Here is a 19,418-nt window from a genome sequence, read left to right on the forward strand (position 1 = left end):
TCTCGTGCCCGCGGGCGGGCCGCCCGTGGGCCGGTTCGGCGTCGAGGTGCGGTGTGCGCAGGTCAGGGAGGCATACAGTGGGGAGATCGGTGGTCCTTACCGTGCGCTTTACCGCGCGGGGGAAAGGAGTGGTGAGCGAGCCATGAGGGTGGAAGGACGCGACCACGAGCACGCTGACGGCTTCTACGGGCCTGATTTCTCCGAGTTGAAGCAAAATGATCCGGAGATCGCCCAAGTCCTGCTCGACGAGGTCGAGCGGCTGCGCGGCGGCCTGCAGCTCATCGCCAGCGAGAACTTCGCCTCGCCCGCCGTGATCGCGGCGCTGGGCTCGACGCTCACCAACAAGTACGCCGAGGGGTACCCCGGGAGGCGCTACTACGGCGGCTGCGAGGTGGTCGACCGGGCCGAGCGGCTCGCGATCGACCGGGCGAAGGCCCTGTTCGGCGCCGCGCACGCCAACGTCCAGCCCCATTCGGGCGCGTCGGCGAACCTCGCCGCGTACGCCGCGCTGCTGCGCCCGGGGGACACCGTGCTCGCGATGGCGCTGTCGCACGGCGGCCACCTCACCCACGGCTCCAAGGTCAACTTCTCCGGCCGCTGGTTCGACGTCGTGGCGTACGGGGTGCGGCGCGACACCGAGACCATCGACTACGACGAGGTGCGCGAGCTGGCGGTACGCCACCAGCCCAAGCTGATCATCTGCGGCGCCACGGCATACCCCCGGCTGATCGACTACGCGGTGTTCAGGGGCGTCGCCGACGAGGTGGGGGCGTGGCTGCTGGTGGACGCCGCGCACACGATCGGCCTGGTGGCGGGCGGCGCGGTCCCCTCGCCGGTGCCGTACGCGGACGTGGTGACGTTCACGACGCACAAGGCCCTGCGCGGGCCGAGGGGCGGCGGCATCCTGTGCACGGCCGAGCTGGCCTCCAAGATCGACCGCGCGGTCTTCCCGTTCGTCCAGGGCGGCCCGCTGATGCACGCCGTCGCGGCCAAGGCGGTGGCGTTCGGCGAGGCGTCCCGGCCGGAGTTCCGCGCGTACGCCGAGCAGGTGATCGCCAACGCCCGCGCGCTGACCGACGCGCTCGCCGCGGAGGGCATGCGCCCGGTGTCGGGCGGCACCGACACCCACCTCGCGCTGATCGACCTGAGGGACCTCGGGGTGACCGGGGCCACGGCCGAGCGGAGCTGCGCGGCCGCCGGCATCACCCTCAACCGCAACGCGATCCCGTACGACCCTGAGCCGCCGACGGTGACCTCGGGCATCCGGCTCGGCACGCCGTGCGTCACGACCCAGGGCATGGGCGTCGCCGAGATGAAGGAGATCGGGTCGATGGTCGCCCGGGCCGTGCGGGACCCGGGTGCGATAACGTCGGTGGCCGAGCGGGTGACGCAGCTCACCCGTGGTCATCCAGTGTATCCACGTGGTTAATGTGCAGTTCTGTGTACTTATCCGGTCACATCTGGCTGGACAATCCGGGAAACTAGGTCCGTGCGCGAATACCTCCTCATAGCGCTGGTAGCAGCGGCGGTCACGTATCTCCTGGTCCCGCTGGTCAGGGTTTTCGCGCTGCGCATCGGCGCCGCGCCGGAGATCCGCGAGAGGGACGTGCACACCGTGCGGACCCCGCGCCTGGGCGGGCTGGCGATGTACGCGGGCATGCTGGCGGGGCTGTTCGTCGCCAGCCGGCTGGACCACATCGGCCCCAAGCTCGCCGACCCCAGGATGGGCGACGGCCAGACCGTCCTGGCGATGGCGCTCGCGGGCGGCGTGATCGTGCTGATCGGCTTCCTGGACGACTGGTGGGGCATGGACGCCTTCATCAAGCTCGGCGGGCAGATCGCCGCAGCCGGGCTGCTCGTCGCGTTCAAGCTGACGCTGCTGTGGATCCCCCTGCCGAACGGGAACACCGTCAGCCTCGACGAGACGCTGAGGACGGTCATCACCATCCTGATCGTCGTCGTGGCGATCAACGCGGTGAACTTCGTGGACGGCCTGGACGGGCTGGCGGCCGGCATCGTCTGCATCGCCGCGCTGGCGACCTTCGCGTGGACCATCGCGCTGACCGACAGCATGGACCAGGGCCGGCTCAGCGTCACCGCAGCGATCACCGCCATCCTGATCGGGATGTGCCTGGGCTTCCTGCCGCACAACTTCCACCCCGCCAAGATCTTCATGGGCGACACGGGCGCGATGCTCATCGGCCTGGTCCTGGCGACCTCGGTGGTCACGCTGACCGGCACGGTCGACTACATCGGCGCCGGCGGCGCCAGCCAGGAGATCAACCGGTTCCCCGTCGTGCTGCCCATCCTGCTGCCGCTCGCGGTGATGGTGCTCCCGCTCGCCGACCTGGTCATGGCGGTGGTCCGGCGCACCTCCTACGGCAAGTCCCCGTTCGCCCCCGACCGGGGCCACCTCCACCATCGCCTGCTCCAGGTCGGCCACTCCCACCGGCGCACCGTCCTGATCATGTACGCGTGGACGTTCCTGTTCGCCGCGACGGTCGTCGGCCTGTCGGTCGGCGGCGTCCCGCTGATCGTCTTCCCCGTCGTGGTGCTGCTGGCCCTGGTGGTCCTGGTGATGATGGGGCTGCCGCGCTGGCGTTCCGGCCGGGGCGGCAAGGGCGGCGGCGCGCACTCCGCGCGCCGGGGGAACTCGCCGGACTCCGGCCCCTCCTCCGACGACCCGTCGGTGCCGAGCGCGCCCAGCAGCCCGCACGCCCCCGCCGCGACCGGCTGATCTTTTCGTTTACCTGCACGAAAGCCCAGGTAAAGGCGGCCATTCCAGAGCTTGTGATACCTTTCACTAGCAGGGGGGCGCAGTACGCGCCCGGTAAGGTAGCAATCGCTCGCTTGACAACTGTTGCTTTGGAGCACCCGATGCAGGCCAACGACGTGCGCGCACTCAAAGGCGCGGCCATACCGACCATCGCCGTTGGGCTGATCGTCGTCGTGGTGGCCGCTCTCCTGGGCGGCGGCGCCGGTGCTCTCGGAGCGGCGATCGGACTCGCCGTCGTGGCGGTGTTCTTCACCGCCGGGCTCGTGGCCGTCACCTCGGCGGGGCGCGTATCGCCCCAGATGATGATGCTGGCCGCCGTGCTGGGGTACCTGGTCAAGGTCGTCCTGCTGATGATCCTGCTGCGGTCCTTCGCCGGCGCCACGGTCTTCTCGCCCCGCGCCTTCGGGCTGGCCGTCATCATCTGCACGATCGTCTGGACGATCGGCGAGATCCGCGCCTTCCTCAAACTCAAGTTGCTCTACGTCGAGCCCGGCACCAGGGTGCCCGGGCAAGGTGACCCGAGATGAGGCGTAGGATTTCCCGGGGTCGGTGCGGGGTCCGATATGACTAGTCCCCTACCTGCCTGCTATCGTCGTGCCCGCGATGAGCGAGCAGCGCAAGCCCGAGGAAGACGGTCGCGATTTCGCCAATGCCGCCTGGTCAATCCCCAGCACTTTGCTCTCAGGGATGCTGATCTGGGGCGGTATCGGCTGGTTGCTGGACCGTTGGCTTGGCTTGAGTGCGTTCTTCCCGATAGGCATCATCCTCGGGGTCGTGCTCGCCGTCTACCTCGTCTATGTGAAGTACGGCCGCTGAGCGCGCCGACCACATCCCGCAGTCTTCTGTCGATCCACCATCTTGGAGGGAACGCCGCGTGAGCGCGCTGACGGTCCTCGCCGACGGAGAGTTCGAAGCCCCCGGGCCTTCGATCTTCGACTTCCCCCCGCTGTGGCAGGGCGCCCCGGTTTGGGCGAACAAGCCGGTGCTGCTCGCCCTGCTCGGGGCGCTGCTGGTGTGTGCGCTCGCCTGGAGCGCCTTCGCCCGGCCGAAACTCGTGCCTCGCGGCATTCAGAACATCGGCGAGCTCGGCTATCTCTTCGTCCGTGACCAGGTCGCCCGCCCGTTCCTGGGCAAGGACGCCGAGCGCTGGATGCCGCTCATGGTCACGCTGTTCTTCCTGATCCTCCTCTGGAACCTGTTCGGCGTCGTGCCGTTCGTCCAGATCCCGATCGCCTCCCACATCGCCTTCCCGCTGGTCTTCGCGATCACGATCTATGTGATCAAGATCTACCTGGGGATCAAGCACCAGGGGTTCATCGGCTACTTCAAGAACATGATGTTCCCGCCGGGACTGCCGAAGGCCATCTACGTCCTGCTCGCCCCCATCGAGTTCCTCTCGAACATGATCATCGCGCCGTTCACGCACGCGGTCCGACTCTTCGCCAACATGTTCGCCGGTCACATGCTCCTGGCGTTCTTCAGCGCGGTCGGCTTCTGGTTCCTGTTCGAGAGGCTCACCGTCACCGGTGCCGCGGTCGGCGTCCTGGGCGTGGTGATGACGATCGTCATGACGGGCTTCGAGATCTTCATCGAGTTCCTGCAGGCATTCCTGTTCACGATGCTGGCCGCGATGTACATCGGCGGCTCGCTGAACCCCGAGCACTGAGTCTCTCCCACTGACCTGGTCCTGACCGGTGAACCCTCACCGGCCGACAAGTAAAGGAAAGCATCACAATGAGCCTTCTTGCTGAGGTGTCCGGCAACGTCACCGCCATCGGCTACGGTCTCGCCGCCATCGGCCCGGGCATCGGCGTCGGCATCATCTTCGGTCAGGGTGTGCAGGCGATCGCCCGCCAGCCCGAGGCTTACGGCCTGATCCGTCAGAACATGCTGCTGGGCTTCGTCCTCACCGAGGCGCTGGCGCTCATCGGTCTGGTCGCGCCGTTCATCTTCCAGAGCATCTAGTAACGCGAAATCCCCTGACGGAAGGCTGCAGCCATGACTCTGGGAGCCGGACTCCTCGCCGCGGAGGCGGAAAACCCGCTCATCCCGCATGCTTACGAGCTCATCGTCGGCGGCTTCGCGTTCCTGATCGTCTTCGTCGTCGTCGGCAAGATCCTCACCCCGCGCATCCAGAAGACGCTGGAAGAGCGGACCGAGGCCATCGAAGGCGGCATCAAGAAGGCCGAGGATGCCCAGGCCGAGGCCCAGCGCACGCTGGAGCAGTACAAGGCCAAGCTGGACGAGGCCCGTCACGAGGCTTCCCGCATGCGGGAAGAGGCTCGCGAGCAGGCCGCCCAGATCAAGACCGACCTCCGCGAGGAGGCGCAGGCCGAGGCGCGGCGCCTGATCGAGGCGGCGCGCGCGCAGATCGAGGCCGACCGTCAGCAGGCGTTCGCCCAGCTCCGCGGTGAGCTCGGACGCCTGGCGACCGACCTCGCCGGCCGCATCGTCGGCGAGTCGCTGGAGGACGAGACCCGGCAGAGCCGCGTCGTGGACCGGTTCCTCGAGGAGCTCGAGTCCACCGACGGGGCGGCGGTCCGCTGATGAGGGGCCTGAGCCGTAGCTCGTTCGCCGACGTCGAGGAGCGCTTCAACGCGGTGGCCGCGACGGCCGACCTCGGCTCCCTGGCCGAGGACCTGCACGGCGTCGCCGTCCTGCTGGACGACCAGCACGGGCTTCGCCGCAACCTCGCCGACCCTGCCCGCCCCGCGGAGCAGAAGGCCGAGGTCGTGCGGTCCCTGCTGGACGGCAAGATCGGTGACGCCGCCCTGGAGACGGTCGTCGCGGCCGTCTCCGCCCGCTGGTCGAGGTCACCCGACCTGCCCGACTCGCTGGAGCGGCTCAGCGTCGTGGCCTCGGCCGCCGAGGCGGAGTCCCAGGGCGTGCTCGACGACGTGGAGGACGAACTGTTCCGGTTCGGCCGCATCGTCGAGGCCAACCCCGGGCTGCGCCTGGGGCTGGCCGACCCGGCCGTGGCGGGCGAGCCCAAGCGCGGGCTGCTGGTGGAGCTGATCGGCAGCAGGGTCGCCCCGGCGACGTTGCGGCTGGTCACGCAGCTCGTGCTGCACCCGCGGGGACGTAGCTTGGAAAGAGGGCTGGAGGAGTACATCCGGCTCGTGGCGGAGCAGCGGCAGCAACTTGTCGCCGTGGTGCGCAGCGCGGTTCCGCTGACCGACGGGCAGAGGCAGCGCCTCGCCGCCTGGTTGCGCACCACGTACGGACGCGAGGTGCACCTCAACATCGAGGTGGACCCGCGGGTGCTCGGTGGGTTCTCCGTCCGGCTGGGCGACGAGATCATCGACACCACGATCGCAGGACGTATCGAAGAAGTCCGCCGCCGGTTGGCCGGCTAGGAGTGTCAGGGCGGCCGATGAAAAGGGAGACTGAAGAGAGATGGCGGAGCTGACGATCCGGCCGGACGAGATCCGGGACGCGCTTGAGCGGTTTGTTCAGGCGTACGAGCCGGAAGGCGCCGCGCGCGAGGAGATCGGGACCGTCGTCGACGCTGGCGACGGCATCGCCCACATCTCCGGCCTTCCCTCGGCGATGGCGAACGAGCTGCTTGAGTTCGAGGACGGAACGCGCGGGCTGGCACTGAACCTGGACGTCCGGGAGATCGGTGTCGTGATCCTGGGCGAGTTCAGCGGGGTCGAGGAGGGCCAGGCGGTCCGGCGCACGGGCGAGGTCCTGTCCGCGCCGGTCGGCGACAACTTCCTCGGCCGCGTGGTCGACCCCCTGGGCAACCCTCTGGACGGCAAGGGTGCCATCGAGGCCGAGGCGCGCCGTCCCCTGGAGGTGCAGGCGCCTTCGGTCGTCCAGCGCCAGCCGGTGAAGGAGCCGCTGCAGACCGGCCTCAAGGCGATCGACGCCATGACGCCGATCGGCCGCGGCCAGCGCCAGCTGATCATCGGCGACCGTGGCACGGGCAAGACCGCGATCGCCGTGGACACGATCCTCAACCAGCGTGAGAACTGGGCCACCGGCGACCCGGCGAAGCAGGTCCGCTGCGTCTACGTCGCGATCGGCCAGAAGGGTTCCACGATCGCGCAGGTCAGGGCCCGCCTGGAGGAGGCGGGCGCGATGGAGTACACCACCATCGTCGCCGCCCCTGCCTCCGACCCCGCGGGGTTCAAGTACCTCGCGCCCTACACCGGTTCGGCCATCGGCCAGCACTGGATGTACCAGGGCAAGCACGTTCTCATCGTCTTCGACGACCTGACCAAGCAGGCCGACGCCTACCGCGCCGTGTCCCTGCTGCTGCGCCGCCCGCCGGGCCGCGAGGCGTTCCCCGGCGACGTGTTCTACTTGCACTCGCGGCTGCTGGAGCGCTGCGCCAAGCTCTCCGACGACCTCGGCGGCGGCTCGATGACCGGTCTGCCGATCATCGAGACGAAGGGCAACGACGTCTCGGCGTTCATCCCGACCAACGTCATCTCCATCACCGACGGCCAGTGCTTCCTGGAGACCGACCTGTTCAACGCGGGCGTCCGCCCGGCGATCAACGTCGGTGTCTCGGTCTCCCGCGTCGGCGGCTCGGCGCAGATCAAGGCGATGCGCAAGGTCGCCGGCACGCTGCGCCTGTCGCTGTCGCAGTACCGCGACCTGGAGGCCTTCGCGGCCTTCGCCTCCGACCTGGACGCGACCTCCCGCGCCCAGCTCGACCGTGGCGCGCGCCTGGTCGAGCTGCTCAAGCAGCCGCAGTACACCCCGTACGCGGTCGAGCGTGAGGTGGTCTCGGTCTGGTCGGGCACCAGCGGCGAGCTGGACGACGTGCCGCTGGAGGACGTGGCCCGCTTCGAGGGCGAGTTCCTTGAGTACCTCTCCTCGAAGTACAAGGGCGTCCTGGACGGCATCCGCGAGACCAGGGAGCTGGGCGACGACACGGTCACGACCCTCAAGGACGCGGTCACCGAGTTCAAGAAGACGTTCCAGACGTCGTCGGGCGACCTGCTGGTCCAGGACGAGCCGGTCGAGGCCCTCTCGGCCGACGAGGTCGGCCAGGAGAAGATCGTGAAGCACGTCCGCAAGACCGAGAAGAAGTAGCTCATGGGTGCCCAGCTCAGACTGCTGCGACGGCGGATCAGGTCGGTGAAGTCCACGGCGAAGATCACCCGCGCCCAGGAGCTCATCGCCTCGTCCCGCATCATCAAGGCGCAGCAGCGCATGGAGGCGGCCGTGCCGTACGAGCGCGAGATCACTCGCGCCGTGTCGGCCGTGCTGTCCAACAGCGCCGACACCGACCACCCGCTGACCGTCGCCAAGGAGCGGCCGACCTCGGCCGGCGTGCTGATCGTGACCAGCGACCGCGGTTTCGCCGGAGGCTTCAACGCCAACATCCTGCGCGAGGCCGAGGCGCTGGCCGGTCACCTCCGCGGCCGTGACATCGAGGTCAAGCCGTTCGTCGTGGGCCGCAAGGGCATCGGCTGGCACCGGTTCCGCGGCAGGGAGATGAGCGGGGAGTGGTCGGGCTTCTCCGACAGCCCCACCTACAACCACGCCAAGGAGATCGCCGAGGCGCTGGTCGGCGCCTTCGTGGACGAGAACGGGATCGACGAGATCCACGTCGTCCACACGCAGTTCGTGTCGATGTTGTCGCAGGAGGTGCAGGTCAAGCGGATCCTGCCGCTCGAGGTGGAGGAGACCACCGAAGAGCCGGTCGACGGCCCGCTGCCCTACTACGAGTTCGAGCCGACCGCCGGTGAGGTGCTGAACCAGCTCCTTCCCCGGTACATCGAGTCGCGCATCTTCAACGCGCTGCTCCAGTCGGCCGCCTCCGAGCACGCCGCCCGCCGCCGGGCCATGAAGTCGGCGACCGACAACGCCAACGAGCTCATCCGCACGTTCACGCAGAAGATGAACCAGGTGCGCCAGGCCGAGATCACCCAGGAAATCAGTGAGATCGTCGGTGGCGCCAACGCGCTGGCCGACGCCTCAGCGGGGAAAGAGTGAGAAACCACAATGACTGTTGACACCGTCGCGACCGCCGTGGGCCGCGTGGCCCGCGTCACGGGTCCCGTCGTCGACGTGGAGTTCCCCGTCGAGGCGATGCCGGAGATCTACAACGCCCTGACCACCGAGGTCACCCTCGGTGAGGAGACCAAGCTGCTGACCATGGAGGTCGCTCAGCACCTGGGCGACAACCTGGTCCGCGCCATCTCCATGCAGCCCACCGACGGCCTGGTACGCGGCGCCGCCGTGACCGACACCGGCGGCCCCATCTCGGTGCCGGTCGGCGACGTCGTCAAGGGCCACGTGTGGAACACCCTGGGCGAGGCGCTGGACGTCCCGACCGCCTCGCTGGAGATCAACGAGCGCTGGGGCATCCACCGCCCCTCGCCGGCCTTCGACCAGCTCGAGTCCCGCACCGAGATGCTGCCCACCGGCATCAAGGTCATCGACCTGCTCACCCCGTACGTCAAGGGCGGCAAGATCGGCCTGTTCGGCGGCGCGGGCGTGGGCAAGACCGTCCTCATCCAGGAGATGATCCGCCGGGTCGCGCTGAAGTTCTCCGGTACGTCGGTCTTCGCCGGCGTCGGGGAGCGCACCCGTGAGGGCAACGACCTGTGGCTGGAGATGGACGAGGCGGACGTCCTGAAGGACACCGCCCTGGTCTTCGGCCAGATGGACGAGCCGCCGGGCACCCGCCTGCGGGTCGCCCTGTCGGCCCTGACCATGGCGGAGTACTTCCGCGACGTCCAGAAGCAGGACGTGCTGCTGTTCATCGACAACATCTTCCGCTTCACCCAGGCCGGTTCCGAGGTGTCCACCCTGCTCGGCCGCATGCCGTCCGCGGTGGGCTACCAGCCGACCCTGGCCGACGAGATGGGCGTCCTGCAGGAGCGCATCACCTCGACCCGCGGTCACTCCATCACCTCCATGCAGGCGATCTACGTCCCCGCGGACGACATCACCGACCCGGCCCCGCACAACGCGTTCGCGCACCTTGACGCGCAGACCGTTCTGTCGCGGCCGATCTCGGAGAAGGGCATCTACCCCGCGGTGGACCCGCTGGACTCCAGCTCCCGGATCCTCGACCCGACCATCGTCGGCGAGGAGCACTACCGGGTCGCCCAGGAGACCAAGCGGATCCTGCAGAAGTACCGCGAGCTTCAGGACATCATCGCGATCCTCGGCATCGACGAACTGTCGGAAGAGGACCAGGTGGTCGTGAAGCGGGCCCGCCGCATCGAGCGCTTCCTGTCCCACCCGATGTACGCCGCCGAGGCGTTCACCGGCCAGCCCGGAGAGTTCGTCCCCGTGGAGGAGACCATCGCCTCCTTCAAGGGCCTGTGCGAGGGCGAGTACGACCACCTGCCCGAGCAGGCGTTCTTCATGGTCGGCGGCATCGACCAGGCCATCGCCAAGGCGAAGGAACTGGCCCGCTGACAACTGGGTGCCGGTACGGCCCCGCCGTACCGGCATTCGAGGAAGGTGTGAGATGGCAAAGCTGCGCATCGGCGTCGTGTCGCCGGAACGTGAGATCTGGTCCGGCGAGGCCGACATGGTGATTGCCAAGACCGTGGACGGCGAGATCGGTATTATGCCGAACCACGCGCCCGTGCTCGGCGTCCTCGTCGAGGGCGGTGTGCTCCGCATCAAGCGCGGCGACGGCGACGACGTCGTCGCGGCCGTTCACGGCGGGTTCATCTCCGTGGCGAACAACGACGTGTCGGTCCTGGCCGAGACGGCCGAGCTCGGGTCCGAGGTGGACGTCGCGGCGGCGCGTGACGCGCTTCAGCGGGCGCTCGCGTCCGTCGGGGCCGACGGTGACGACACCGACGCCCAGATCGAGGCCAAGCGCGCGCGGGCGAGGCTGCGCGCGGCCGGCGAAGAGGTCTGATCAGCAACGAACAGGAAAGTGGGGGGCGACGATGGCGGCGCTGGACATACTGATAGCCGTTGTGGCGGTCGCCCTCCTTGTCGTCCTCCGGGGGATCGTGCTCGCACGATCCCGGGGGACGGTCGTATGCAGTCTCCGCACAAGCGATCACGCTTGGAGAAGCGGGGTGGCCCGCTACGCGGGCGGAGAACTCCATTGGATCCCGTTCCTGGGACTGCGACTGAGGCCGCGCCACGCTATCGCGAGGCGCGGCCTCACCGTTTCCACCCGTCGCCCCCTCGTCGGTGAGGAGGGCCCGGCCGGCTACTGGACGGTCGACTGCGCCGGGGTGTCGCTGGCCATGAGCGAGGACGCGCTCACCGGCTTCCTGGCCTGGGTCGAGTCCGCCCCGCCGAGCGCCCACCTGGACGCCGCGTAGCCCCTCCGCCGTTTCGGGTCAGCGGGTGCCGCCGGGCTTCCAGAGGATCTCCTCGCCCTTCGCGGCGGTGCGGCACAGGATGAACATCAGGTCGCTCAGCCGGTTGAGGTACGTGGCGGTGAGCGGGTTCACGTCCTCGTGCGCCTCGAGCGCCGACCAGGCCGTCCGCTCGGCCCGCCGCACGGTCGTGCGGGCGACGTGCAGGAGCGCGGTGCCGGGCTCGCCGCCCGGCAGGATGAAGCTGCGCAGCGGCGTCAGCTCCTCGTTGAACCGGTCGCACTGCCCCTCCAGCCACTCCACGTAGGACGGCTCCACCCGCAGCGGCGGGAACTCCGGGTTCTCGGTGACCGGCGTGCACAGGTCGGCTCCGACGTCGAACAGCTCGTTCTGGACGCGCACCAGCACCTCGGCGATCTCCGGCGGCAGCGCGCCCATCGCGAGCGCGACGCCGATCGAGGCGTTGGCCTCCTCCACGTCGGCGTAGGCGGCGAGCCGGGGGTCGATCTTGCGCGTGCGGCTCATGTCGCCGAGGGTCGTGGTGCCGTCGTCACCGGTGCGGGTGTAGATCTTCGAGAGCACCACGGGCTTGTCGTTGTCAGCTCGCGTCATGCCACCAGCGTAACGGCCGCGGAATCCACCACTCCGGGGGGATTTGCCCAGGGAGAGGCATAGGGCGCGGATCGCTGGGCAGGGTTTTCACGCGGTCTTTCACGGGGCCGCCGGACAGGAGGAGGCGGCATGCCACGCCGGAGCGTTCCGGGATACCAGGTGGTCAGCGTCGGATCTCGTCTCGACGTGGGCACGGTCGCGAGGGTGCGTCCCCGCCTGCACGCGGCGGTCGACGCCGGCGACGGTGACATGATCGTCGACCTGTCGGAGCTGGAGATGATCGACGCGGCCGGTCTCGGGGTGCTCGTCGGCACTCATCGCCGGGCGCTGCGCGCGGAGCGCCGCCTGGTCCTGCGTGCGGTCCCGCCCCGCGTCATGCGGGTGCTCGCCATCACCCGCCTCCACCGCGTGCTCCGGGTCGAGCTCGAGCCGGCGGCGGTGGCCTGACCGGCGTCAGTAGCCGAACGAGCGCCGGAAGATGTGCACCGCGGTCTCGATGAGGTTCTCCAGCGGGGGAGGGACGTCGGCCAGCACCCACTCGATGAGGAGCTCCTGGATCGCGCCCACCATGCCGAGGGACAGCAGGTGGGTCCACTCAGGCAGGTCCTCGGGCAGGTCTCCCAGGGTCTCCTCGATGATGGTGGTGAAGTCCGTCACGGCGCGTTGGCGGTGGCCGGTGAGAATGTCACCGGCCCGCCGCACCTCCAGGTGCATGATCCGGGCCCGCCGGGCGTCCCGGGTGACGAAGGTGATGTACTCCCGGATCCCCGCCTGGATCCGGCGGGCCGGATCAGGGGGTGCCTCTCCGATGGCCTTGGCGACGGTGAGGAGGGTCTCCTGGACGCAGCGGTCGTAGACCGCCCGCATCAGGTCCTCGCGCCCGGTGAAACATTCATAGAATGCCCGGTTCGATATGCGGGCCGCGGCGCACAACCGTTCGATTGTGGTCGCGGTGAATCCCGCGCCGGCGAACAACGTGTAAGCGGCCGTCAGCAACCGCTCCCTGCGGTCGGCTAATCGCTGCTCCGCCGTCATTCCCCGGTAGTCGCGTCCCGTCGCCACTGCTCACCTCGCGTCCTGCTGGCCCCGTAGGAACCCATCATTATGGACGCAAGATCGTTTTTCGGGAAGTATCGGGACAACTAGCTCTTGCGACGGCCGTGGAGGAACGTCACCATCTTCACGAGTCGCTCCAGGTCAGCGGGCTTCCGGCCGAATGAGGTCAGATTCATTCCCGGTATGGCGAAACGCTGGCGGGAGATCGCCTTCGGCCGGGCGAACTCGCGGAGCCCGTCCGCGCCGTGGATGCGCCCGAACCCCGACTCTCCCACACCCCCGAACGGCAGGGCGGGCACTCCGGCGAAGGAGATGACCGAATTGATGGCCGTCATGCCGGTCAGCATCGCCCGGGCCAGCTCCATGGAACGCCGGACGTTGCCCGAAAAAACGGTGCCGCCCAGGCCGTAGGCGACGGCGTTGGACTTCCGCAGCGCCTCCTCCAGGGTCGCCACCCTGCTCACCGTGATCGTCGGCCCGAAGGTCTCCTCGCGCACCGCGCTGGACTCCTCGGGGACGTCGGTGAGCACCACCGGGTCGGCGTACGGGGGCCGCACCGAGTCCACGCCGCCCACGACGGCCTTGCCGCCCTTGGCGAGCGCGTCGCCGACGTGGCGGCGGATCACGTCCGCCTGGGCCGGCATGGTGATCGGCCCGTAGTCCTCTCCGCTTCGCACGGCCAGGGCCCGGTCGGTGACCTCGCGCAGGAACTCGTCGTAGACCCGGTCCAGCACGTACACCCGCTCGACGCCCACGCACGTCTGCCCGGAGTTGGACATGGCGCCCCACACGGCCGCGTCGGCGGCGGCGGCGAGGTCGGCGTCCTCGTCCACGATCAGCGCGTCCTTGCCGCCGCACTCCGCCACGATGGGCGTCAGGTTCGCGGCGCAGGCGGCCATGACCCGCTTGGCGGTGGCCGTGGACCCGGTGAAGGCGATCTTGCGGATGCCCGGGTCGGCGGCGAGCGCGGCGCCGGTCTCCCCGAGGCCGGTGACCACCTGGAGCACCTTACGCTCCGGGACGCTCTCGGCGAACAGCTCGGCCAGCAGCACCCCGACCCCGGGGGTCAGCTCGCTGGGCTTGAACACCACCGCGTTCCCGGCGGCGAGCGCGTACGCGATCGAGCCCATCGGGGTGAACAGGGGGTAGTTCCACGGGCCGATCACGCCGACCACGCCCAGGGGGAGGTACTCCAGGGTGGCGGCGAGGTTGATGCCGATCAGGCCGGTCGGGACCCGGCGGCGGCCGAGGACCTTCGGCGCGTTGCGCGCGGCCCAGTCGAGATGGGTGATGGCGAGCACCGTCTCCAGCGTGGCGTCGCCGATCGGCTTGCCGGTCTCCTCGCCGATCAGGGCGGCGACCCGGGTGAGGTTCTGGGTGAGGACCGCCTTGAAGTCGAGCAGCCGCCGCCTGCGCCCGTCGAACCCGAGCCCCGCCCACCACACGGCCGCCTCGCCGGCGCTCTCCACCGCCGCCCGCACGGCCTCCGCGTCATGGAGCGGGTGGGTGCCGACGACCGCGCCCGAGGCGGGGTTCACGGAATCGAAGGTGCGGTGCTCGGTAGCCGTTGACATGGCGTCTCCTTCTCGGGCCCTCGCGGCCGTCCGTCCCCGGATCCGGTGTCCCGGGACGGCTGTCCCCGGCGAGGGGGACCTGGGGCCACGATAGTCCCATCGTTGCGGGAGAAACCATCAGAGAAGTCCTCGGCCGAGCGCGGTCGTGACGGCGGCCGTGCGGTCGGAGACGCCCAGCTTGCCGAAGACGCGCAGCAGGTGGGTCTTGACCGTCGCCTCGCTGATGAACAGCGCCCTGCCCACCTCGGCGTTGGTCAGCCCCCGTGCCACCAGCGCCAGCACCTCGGTCTCCCGCTTGGACAGCGACTCGGCCACCGGCGCGCGCATGCGGGTCACCAGCCGGGTGGCCACCGACGGCGACAGCACGGTCTCGCCGCGCGCCGCGCCGAAGACCGCGGCGACCAGTTCGGCCCGCGAGGTGTCCTTGAGCAGGTAACCGGCGGCCCCGGCCTCGACGGCACGCACGATGTCCTGGTCGGTCTCGTAGGTGGTCAGGACGATCATCCGGCTCCGCCCGCCCTGGGCGACGATGCGCGCGATGGCGCCCACGCCGTCACCGCCCGGCATGCGCAGGTCCATGAGGATCACGTCCGGGTCCAGTTCGAGGGCACGCACGACCGCCTCGCCGCCCGAGCCTGCCTCCCCGGCGACCTCGATGCCGGGATCGGCCTCCAGCATGCCCCGCAGCCCTTCGCGCACCACGGGATGGTCGTCGACGATCAGCACGCGGATCACGCGAGGCCCTCCTTCCAGGGGAGCCGCACGGTCAGCTCCGTGCCGCCGTCCGGCCCGCCGCGCACGTCCAGGCTCCCGCCCGCCTGCTCCACGCGGGCCCGCATGGCACGCAGGCCGTACCCGCCGGCGGGCGGCGGGGTGCCGAAGCCCTTCCCGTCGTCCCGGACGCGCAGCACCACCTCGTGCCCGCCGTACTTCAGGGCGACCGACGCGCGCGAGGCCGCCGCGTGCTTGCGCACGTTCGCCAGCCCTTCCTGCGAGGCCCGGATCAGCACCACCTCCAAAGCGGGCGGCAGCGCCCGGGACACCCCGGACGTCGTGAACGTCACCGGCATGCCGAACTCCTCGCCCAGCCGGGCGGCGATCCTGCCCAGCGCCTCGTCCAGGGTGGACCCGTCGAGCGGCGCCGGGCTCAGGGCGGCGATCAGCCCGCGCGCCTCGCCGAGGCCCTCGCGGGCGGTGCGCATGGCCAGCGCCAGGTGCCTGGCGGGGTCGTCCTGCGCCTCGGCGGCCTGGATGAGCATGATGACGCTGGTGAACCCCTGGGCGAGCGTGTCGTGGATCTCACCGGCCAGCCGTTCGCGCTCGGCCAGCGCGCCCCGCTCGCGCGAGAGCCGCTCCACCTCGGCCCGGCTGGCGGACAGCTCCTCGATCAGCTCGGCGCGCCCGGCGCTCTGGTGGATGATCCGGGTCACCCAGGGGCCGAACACCATGGCGAACGTGACCGCCATCGCGCTGGTCGCGAGGAAGCCGAGCACCGCCGCCGGGTCCACCTCAGGGCCGATCACGAAGCGGATGGCCGGCGCGGTGTTCAGCAGGAGCACGGCGGCCAGGGCCCAGCCGGACTCCAGCAGCATGAACGCCTGCGGGCACAGCGCGAACAGCGCGAACGACGAGGCCGGCGCGATGATCGTGGCCGGGATGAACGCCGCCGCTATGACGGCGGCGTAGACGAGCCCGGCCCGCAGGTCGTGGTGTTCCCCGGTGATCGCCGGGCGCCCGGCGGCGAGGTAGGCGGCGGCGCACACCACGAGCAGGATGACCGCGACCACCTTGCCGCCCGGCCGGGGAGTGCCGTCGATCATCACCAGGACGACGGTGACCAGGAAGGCCGTGAGAAAGAGGATCTCCCAGCCGCGGAACGCCTCCCAGGCGTGGTCGTCGGGGTCGGTGGACCGCCGCCGCGCGCGGAAAGCGCGCGGCGGGGAGCCGCCGGTGGGGCTCATCCGTCGCGGCGGCTCTTCCAGCGGAACGTCGTCAGGCACAGGACAAGACCTCCGGCCACCCACGCTGCCAGTACCAGGGCCACGCGGTCCAGTTCGTAGGAGCCGGTCAGCTCCAGGGCGGCCCCCGCGTCGCCCAGGAACACCGACCGGAAACCCTGGCACATCCACTTCAGGGGGAACAGCGAGGAGACGTTGATCAGCCATTCCGGGAGCTGGGTCACCGGGATGAACACCCCCGAGATGAACTGCAGCACCACGAACGGCATGCTGATCACCGCCGTCGCGCTCCTCGCGGACCTGGGCAGGCTGCTGACCGCGATCCCGAGCAGCGCCGACCCGGTGATGCCGAGCAGGAACACCCAGGCGAAGGTGAACCAGGGCCCCGGCGCCGACGGGAGCGTCAGGTCGAACGCGACCACCCCCACGGCGAGCAGGATCGCCACTTCGAGCACGGCCACCGCGAGGACGTTCACGATCTTCCCGAGGAAGTACGCGCTGCGCGGCAGGGGAGTGCCGGCCAGGCGCTTGAGCGTGCCGTCGTCCCGGTCGACGGCGATGCCGATGCCGAGGTTCTGGAAGCTCGCGCTCATCACCCCCGCGCCGATCAGGCCGGCGGTGTAGAGCTGGGAGACCGTGAGCGGGCCGCCCTCCAGCGTTCCGCTGAAGATCGACCCGAAGATGCCGAGCAGGATGATCGGGAAGGCGAAGGTGAAGACCACGGCGTCCCGCTCGCGGAAGAACATCACGGTCTCGACGACGCCCCGCGACCACCCGGCGGCGACGACCGACGGCAGCCGGCCCTCGGCCGGTGCGGCGGCGGTACTCATCGGACCCCCGCCACGGTGGCCGGGACGGTCCGCTCGGTGCGCGGTTCCGGTGGTGCCGAGCCGATGAGGCCGAGGTAGACGTCCTCCAGGGACGGCCGGGTGACGGTGAGCTCGGGGACCTCGCCGCCGAACCGGGCGGTCAGCTCCAGCACCGCCCCGGTCGGGGCGCCGGTACGCAGGACCTTGCGCTCACCCCCGTCGAGCCAGCTCACCGTGGCCTCGGCCGTCGCGCGCCCGCCGAGCGTGGCGGGCTCGCCCTCGGCCACGATGCGCCCCTGGGCGATGACCGCGACCCTACCGGCGAGCGCCTCGGCCTCGTCGAGGTAGTGGGTGGTCAGCACGATCGTGGTCCCGTCGTCGGCGAGGTCGCGGATCAGGTCCCAGAACCGGCGCCGCGCCTCGGGGTCGAACCCCGTCGTCGGCTCGTCCAGGAACAGCAGCTCGGGGTTGCCCACCACCCCGAGCGCCACGTCGACCCGCCGCCGCTGGCCACCGGAGAGCTGCCGGACGCGGGTGCCCGCCTTCTCCGTCAGCCCGACCCTGGCGATCACCTCGTCGGGATCCCTGGGCCGGGGGTAGTACCCCGCGAAGTGCCGGACGGTCTCGCGGACCGTCAGTTCCGCGGTGTCGTTGGACGTCTGCAGGACGATGCCGACGCGGCTGCGCCAGAGCCGGGTGGGGCGGCCGGGATCGACGCCCAGCACGCTCACCTCTCCCGCGTCCCTGTCGCGGTACCCCTCCAGGATCTCCACCGTGGTCGACTTCCCCGCGCCGTTCGGCCCGAGTATGGCGAACACCTCGCCGGACTGGATGTCCAGGTCGATGCCGTCCACCGCCCGCACGTCGCCGTACCGCTTGGTGAGGCCGCTGACCTTCACCGCTGTTCCCGTCATGCTCCGATCATCGGGACCGCGCGGCCCGCGCGGCACCATCGAGGAGCCGACCCCGCTGTCCACCGTTCGGTGGATGCGCGGGGACGCTGTCCGGGGGCGGGCGGGGGACGCCGGTCAGCTCGTGGTGCCGAGGGAGCAGCCGGGGAAGTCCCTGGACTCGTCGAGGTCGGACAGCAGCGCCGCCCATTGGCCGCCGACGATGTCCAGGCCGTACAGCCTGGCGGTGTCCAGGGCGTTGGCGCCGAGCGTGCGGCGCAGCTCCTCGTCCTCGATCAGCCGGCCGATGCCCGCCGCCAGCGCGCCGGCCTTCTTCGAGCGGATGAGCAGGCCGTCGTGCCCGTCGGTGATGATCTCCCGGGGGCCGTGCGGGCAGTCGAAGCTGACCACCGGCACCCCCTTGCTCATGGCCTCCAGGATCGTCATCCCGAACCCCTCGTAGCGTGAGCTGACCGCGTAGACGGAGGCCTTGGACAGCTCGACGCCGATCTCCGGGGTGCTGCCCATCAGGAAGACACTGCCGGTCAGGCCGGCGTCCTCGATGCGCTTCTGGAGCCTCTCCTCCCGTTCGGGCAGGCCGCCGCCGTAGATGCGCAGCACCCAGCCGGGGTGCGCCGCGGCCACCGTCTTCCAGGCGTTGACCATCCGGTCGAAGCCCTTGGCCCACACGATGCGGCCGATGCCGACGACGACCTTCTCCTCCAGCGAGGAGACGTCGCCCGCGAGCTCGGGGATGGCGTTCGGGATGCGCAGGAGGCGCTTGGGCGGATTGGCGCGCAGCGTCTTGCCGTAGTCCTTCAGGTCGGCCTCGGTGAGCGTGGCGAACGCGTCGAGCCTGCCGTACCGCCGCTTGATCGCGGCCTGCAGCTCGGGTCCGTGGGACTCCAGCGTGACGTGCTCCTGGCCGATCGTGATCACCTCGGGCGGCGCGAACAGGCCGAGGGCGAGGTTGAAGCCGGGCCGCGTCCCGATGACCACGCCCCCGCGCAGCGACCGCAGGTAGCGGACCAGCCGCAGGTCCGTGAGCAGGGTGTTGCTGAGGTAGGCCTTCTCCTCCTTGGGGACCAGCCTGCTGGGACGGCGGGAGAGGAACTCCGCGATCCGCCCGCGCGGCGCCGTCCTGTCGTCCAGGAAGGTGATCCGCACCCCCGGGGGCATCTCGAAGAACGGTTCCTCGACCACGCGCACGAGGCTGACGATCTCCACCTCGCGCTCCCGTGCGAGGTAGAGGGCGAGGTTCAGCACCGTGCGGATCGTGCCGCCCATGCCGTTGACGTGTAACAGCAGGATGCGCACCGTCTTGGTGTCCCGTGGCGCCGCCCTGCGGGCCCTTCGCCTGTTGGCCAGTTCGAGCAGCCCGACGGCGGCGCGGGCCACGGCCTGACGTCCCCTCCTCAACACGCTGTAGACCCCTTGAGTGATGAAGTCATGGTTATGCCCCTCGCAGTGTCATATGCCATGGAT

General features: G+C 70.0%; 22 protein-coding genes. 14 read left to right on the plus strand and 8 right to left on the minus strand.

The window, feature by feature from the left end:
• The first annotated feature begins 142 nt into the window (after positions 1-142).
• From NYZ98_RS33255 to NYZ98_RS33315, 13 genes are all read left to right on the plus strand, one after another.
• The gene (locus NYZ98_RS33255; RefSeq protein ID WP_262847662.1) at positions 143-1,429 is read left to right on the plus strand and encodes a serine hydroxymethyltransferase; all 1,287 of its coding nucleotides are present in this window, start codon (positions 143-145) and stop codon (positions 1,427-1,429) included.
• 60 nt (positions 1,430-1,489) lie between these two features.
• Entirely contained in the window at positions 1,490-2,737 is a 1,248-nt protein-coding gene (locus NYZ98_RS33260) for a glycosyltransferase family 4 protein (protein ID WP_262847664.1), read from the plus strand.
• A gap of 140 nt (positions 2,738-2,877) precedes the next feature.
• A complete protein-coding gene (locus tag NYZ98_RS33265) occupies positions 2,878-3,303 on the plus strand; it encodes a hypothetical protein (protein WP_262847666.1) in 426 nt (141 codons plus the stop codon).
• 76 nt (positions 3,304-3,379) lie between these two features.
• Entirely contained in the window at positions 3,380-3,592 is a 213-nt protein-coding gene (locus NYZ98_RS33270; protein ID WP_262847668.1) for an AtpZ/AtpI family protein, read from the plus strand.
• Between the two features lie 58 nt (positions 3,593-3,650).
• Positions 3,651-4,442 carry a F0F1 ATP synthase subunit A gene (atpB, locus tag NYZ98_RS33275; RefSeq protein WP_262847670.1) on the plus strand — a complete coding sequence of 264 codons (792 nt, stop codon included), beginning with the start codon at positions 3,651-3,653 and terminating at the stop codon, positions 4,440-4,442.
• Between the two features lie 68 nt (positions 4,443-4,510).
• Complete coding sequence (gene atpE / locus NYZ98_RS33280; protein WP_262847672.1) at positions 4,511-4,741, plus strand: ATP synthase F0 subunit C; 231 nt, start codon at positions 4,511-4,513, stop codon at positions 4,739-4,741.
• Positions 4,742-4,774: 33 nt separating this feature from the next.
• Positions 4,775-5,323, plus strand: coding sequence for a F0F1 ATP synthase subunit B (locus NYZ98_RS33285; RefSeq protein ID WP_262847674.1), 549 nt, complete (start codon positions 4,775-4,777; stop codon positions 5,321-5,323).
• Entirely contained in the window at positions 5,323-6,132 is an 810-nt protein-coding gene (locus tag NYZ98_RS33290; RefSeq protein WP_262847676.1) for a F0F1 ATP synthase subunit delta, read from the plus strand. The genes NYZ98_RS33285 and NYZ98_RS33290 overlap by 1 nt, the downstream gene beginning before the upstream one ends.
• Positions 6,133-6,172: 40 nt before the next feature.
• A complete protein-coding gene (atpA, locus tag NYZ98_RS33295; RefSeq protein ID WP_262847678.1) occupies positions 6,173-7,822 on the plus strand; it encodes a F0F1 ATP synthase subunit alpha in 1,650 nt (549 codons plus the stop codon).
• A gap of 3 nt (positions 7,823-7,825) precedes the next feature.
• A complete protein-coding gene (locus NYZ98_RS33300) occupies positions 7,826-8,728 on the plus strand; it encodes a F0F1 ATP synthase subunit gamma (protein WP_262847680.1) in 903 nt (300 codons plus the stop codon).
• A gap of 9 nt (positions 8,729-8,737) precedes the next feature.
• Positions 8,738-10,165 carry a F0F1 ATP synthase subunit beta gene (gene atpD / locus NYZ98_RS33305; protein ID WP_262847682.1) on the plus strand — a complete coding sequence of 476 codons (1,428 nt, stop codon included), beginning with the start codon at positions 8,738-8,740 and terminating at the stop codon, positions 10,163-10,165.
• Positions 10,166-10,217: 52 nt separating this feature from the next.
• Positions 10,218-10,619, plus strand: a complete 402-nt coding sequence (locus NYZ98_RS33310; protein WP_262847684.1) for a F0F1 ATP synthase subunit epsilon — start codon at positions 10,218-10,220, stop codon at positions 10,617-10,619.
• A 31-nt stretch (positions 10,620-10,650) separates the two neighbouring features.
• Entirely contained in the window at positions 10,651-11,037 is a 387-nt protein-coding gene (locus NYZ98_RS33315; RefSeq protein WP_262847686.1) for a DUF2550 domain-containing protein, read from the plus strand.
• 18 nt (positions 11,038-11,055) lie between these two features.
• Here NYZ98_RS33315 and NYZ98_RS33320 read toward each other — a convergent pair whose 3' ends face one another.
• Entirely contained in the window at positions 11,056-11,646 is a 591-nt protein-coding gene (locus tag NYZ98_RS33320) for a cob(I)yrinic acid a,c-diamide adenosyltransferase (protein WP_262847688.1), read from the minus strand.
• A gap of 129 nt (positions 11,647-11,775) precedes the next feature.
• On the opposite strand from NYZ98_RS33320, the gene NYZ98_RS33325 reads away from it, so the two are divergent.
• A complete protein-coding gene (locus tag NYZ98_RS33325) occupies positions 11,776-12,093 on the plus strand; it encodes an STAS domain-containing protein (protein WP_262847690.1) in 318 nt (105 codons plus the stop codon).
• A gap of 6 nt (positions 12,094-12,099) precedes the next feature.
• On the opposite strand, the gene NYZ98_RS33330 is transcribed toward NYZ98_RS33325, so the two are convergent.
• The 7 genes from NYZ98_RS33330 to NYZ98_RS33360 form a co-directional block, all read right to left on the minus strand.
• A complete protein-coding gene (locus tag NYZ98_RS33330; RefSeq protein WP_262847693.1) occupies positions 12,100-12,708 on the minus strand; it encodes a TetR/AcrR family transcriptional regulator in 609 nt (202 codons plus the stop codon).
• Between the two features lie 80 nt (positions 12,709-12,788).
• Positions 12,789-14,276 (minus strand): aldehyde dehydrogenase family protein, encoded by a 1,488-nt coding sequence (locus NYZ98_RS33335; protein ID WP_262847695.1) that lies wholly within the window; start codon positions 14,274-14,276, stop codon positions 12,789-12,791.
• 117 nt (positions 14,277-14,393) lie between these two features.
• Entirely contained in the window at positions 14,394-15,011 is a 618-nt protein-coding gene (locus NYZ98_RS33340; protein WP_262847697.1) for a response regulator, read from the minus strand.
• The gene (locus NYZ98_RS33345) at positions 15,008-16,276 is read right to left on the minus strand and encodes a sensor histidine kinase (protein WP_262847699.1); all 1,269 of its coding nucleotides are present in this window, start codon (positions 16,274-16,276) and stop codon (positions 15,008-15,010) included. Before NYZ98_RS33345 ends, NYZ98_RS33340 begins: the two co-directional genes overlap by 4 nt.
• On the minus strand, positions 16,234-17,064 hold the full coding sequence (locus tag NYZ98_RS33350) for an ABC transporter permease (protein ID WP_262847701.1): 831 nt from the start codon (positions 17,062-17,064) through the stop codon (positions 16,234-16,236). The genes NYZ98_RS33345 and NYZ98_RS33350 overlap by 43 nt, the downstream gene beginning before the upstream one ends.
• Positions 17,061-17,957 (minus strand): ABC transporter ATP-binding protein, encoded by an 897-nt coding sequence (locus NYZ98_RS33355; protein ID WP_262847703.1) that lies wholly within the window; start codon positions 17,955-17,957, stop codon positions 17,061-17,063. Before NYZ98_RS33355 ends, NYZ98_RS33350 begins: the two co-directional genes overlap by 4 nt.
• 114 nt (positions 17,958-18,071) lie before the next feature.
• Positions 18,072-19,352, minus strand: a complete 1,281-nt coding sequence (locus NYZ98_RS33360; RefSeq protein WP_380707441.1) for a glycosyltransferase family 4 protein — start codon at positions 19,350-19,352, stop codon at positions 18,072-18,074.
• Between the last annotated feature and the right edge of the window lie 66 nt (positions 19,353-19,418).

It is taken from the genome of Sphaerisporangium corydalis (genome assembly GCF_025506355.1).
In the GTDB taxonomy this organism is placed as follows: domain Bacteria; phylum Actinomycetota; class Actinomycetes; order Streptosporangiales; family Streptosporangiaceae; genus Sphaerisporangium; species Sphaerisporangium corydalis.

Bases quoted from the DNA above. Each gene is read 5' to 3' on its own strand.
- NYZ98_RS33315 (WP_262847686.1), top strand. From the start codon at position 10,651: ATGGCGGCGCTGGACATACTGATAGCCGTTGTGGCGGTCGCCCTCCTT.
- atpE (WP_262847672.1), top strand. From the start codon at position 4,511: ATGAGCCTTCTTGCTGAGGTGTCCGGCAACGTCACCGCCATCGGCTAC.
- NYZ98_RS33350 (WP_262847701.1), bottom strand. From the start codon at position 17,064: ATGAGTACCGCCGCCGCACCGGCCGAGGGCCGGCTGCCGTCGGTCGTC.
- NYZ98_RS33290 (WP_262847676.1), top strand. From the start codon at position 5,323: ATGAGGGGCCTGAGCCGTAGCTCGTTCGCCGACGTCGAGGAGCGCTTC.
- NYZ98_RS33310 (WP_262847684.1), top strand. From the start codon at position 10,218: ATGGCAAAGCTGCGCATCGGCGTCGTGTCGCCGGAACGTGAGATCTGG.
- NYZ98_RS33335 (WP_262847695.1), bottom strand. From the start codon at position 14,276: ATGTCAACGGCTACCGAGCACCGCACCTTCGATTCCGTGAACCCCGCC.
- atpD (WP_262847682.1), top strand. From the start codon at position 8,738: ATGACTGTTGACACCGTCGCGACCGCCGTGGGCCGCGTGGCCCGCGTC.
- NYZ98_RS33355 (WP_262847703.1), bottom strand. From the start codon at position 17,957: ATGACGGGAACAGCGGTGAAGGTCAGCGGCCTCACCAAGCGGTACGGC.
- NYZ98_RS33255 (WP_262847662.1), top strand. From the start codon at position 143: ATGAGGGTGGAAGGACGCGACCACGAGCACGCTGACGGCTTCTACGGG.
- NYZ98_RS33320 (WP_262847688.1), bottom strand. From the start codon at position 11,646: ATGACGCGAGCTGACAACGACAAGCCCGTGGTGCTCTCGAAGATCTAC.
- NYZ98_RS33300 (WP_262847680.1), top strand. From the start codon at position 7,826: ATGGGTGCCCAGCTCAGACTGCTGCGACGGCGGATCAGGTCGGTGAAG.
- NYZ98_RS33325 (WP_262847690.1), top strand. From the start codon at position 11,776: ATGCCACGCCGGAGCGTTCCGGGATACCAGGTGGTCAGCGTCGGATCT.
- NYZ98_RS33285 (WP_262847674.1), top strand. From the start codon at position 4,775: ATGACTCTGGGAGCCGGACTCCTCGCCGCGGAGGCGGAAAACCCGCTC.
- atpA (WP_262847678.1), top strand. From the start codon at position 6,173: ATGGCGGAGCTGACGATCCGGCCGGACGAGATCCGGGACGCGCTTGAG.
- NYZ98_RS33265 (WP_262847666.1), top strand. From the start codon at position 2,878: ATGCAGGCCAACGACGTGCGCGCACTCAAAGGCGCGGCCATACCGACC.
- NYZ98_RS33270 (WP_262847668.1), top strand. From the start codon at position 3,380: ATGAGCGAGCAGCGCAAGCCCGAGGAAGACGGTCGCGATTTCGCCAAT.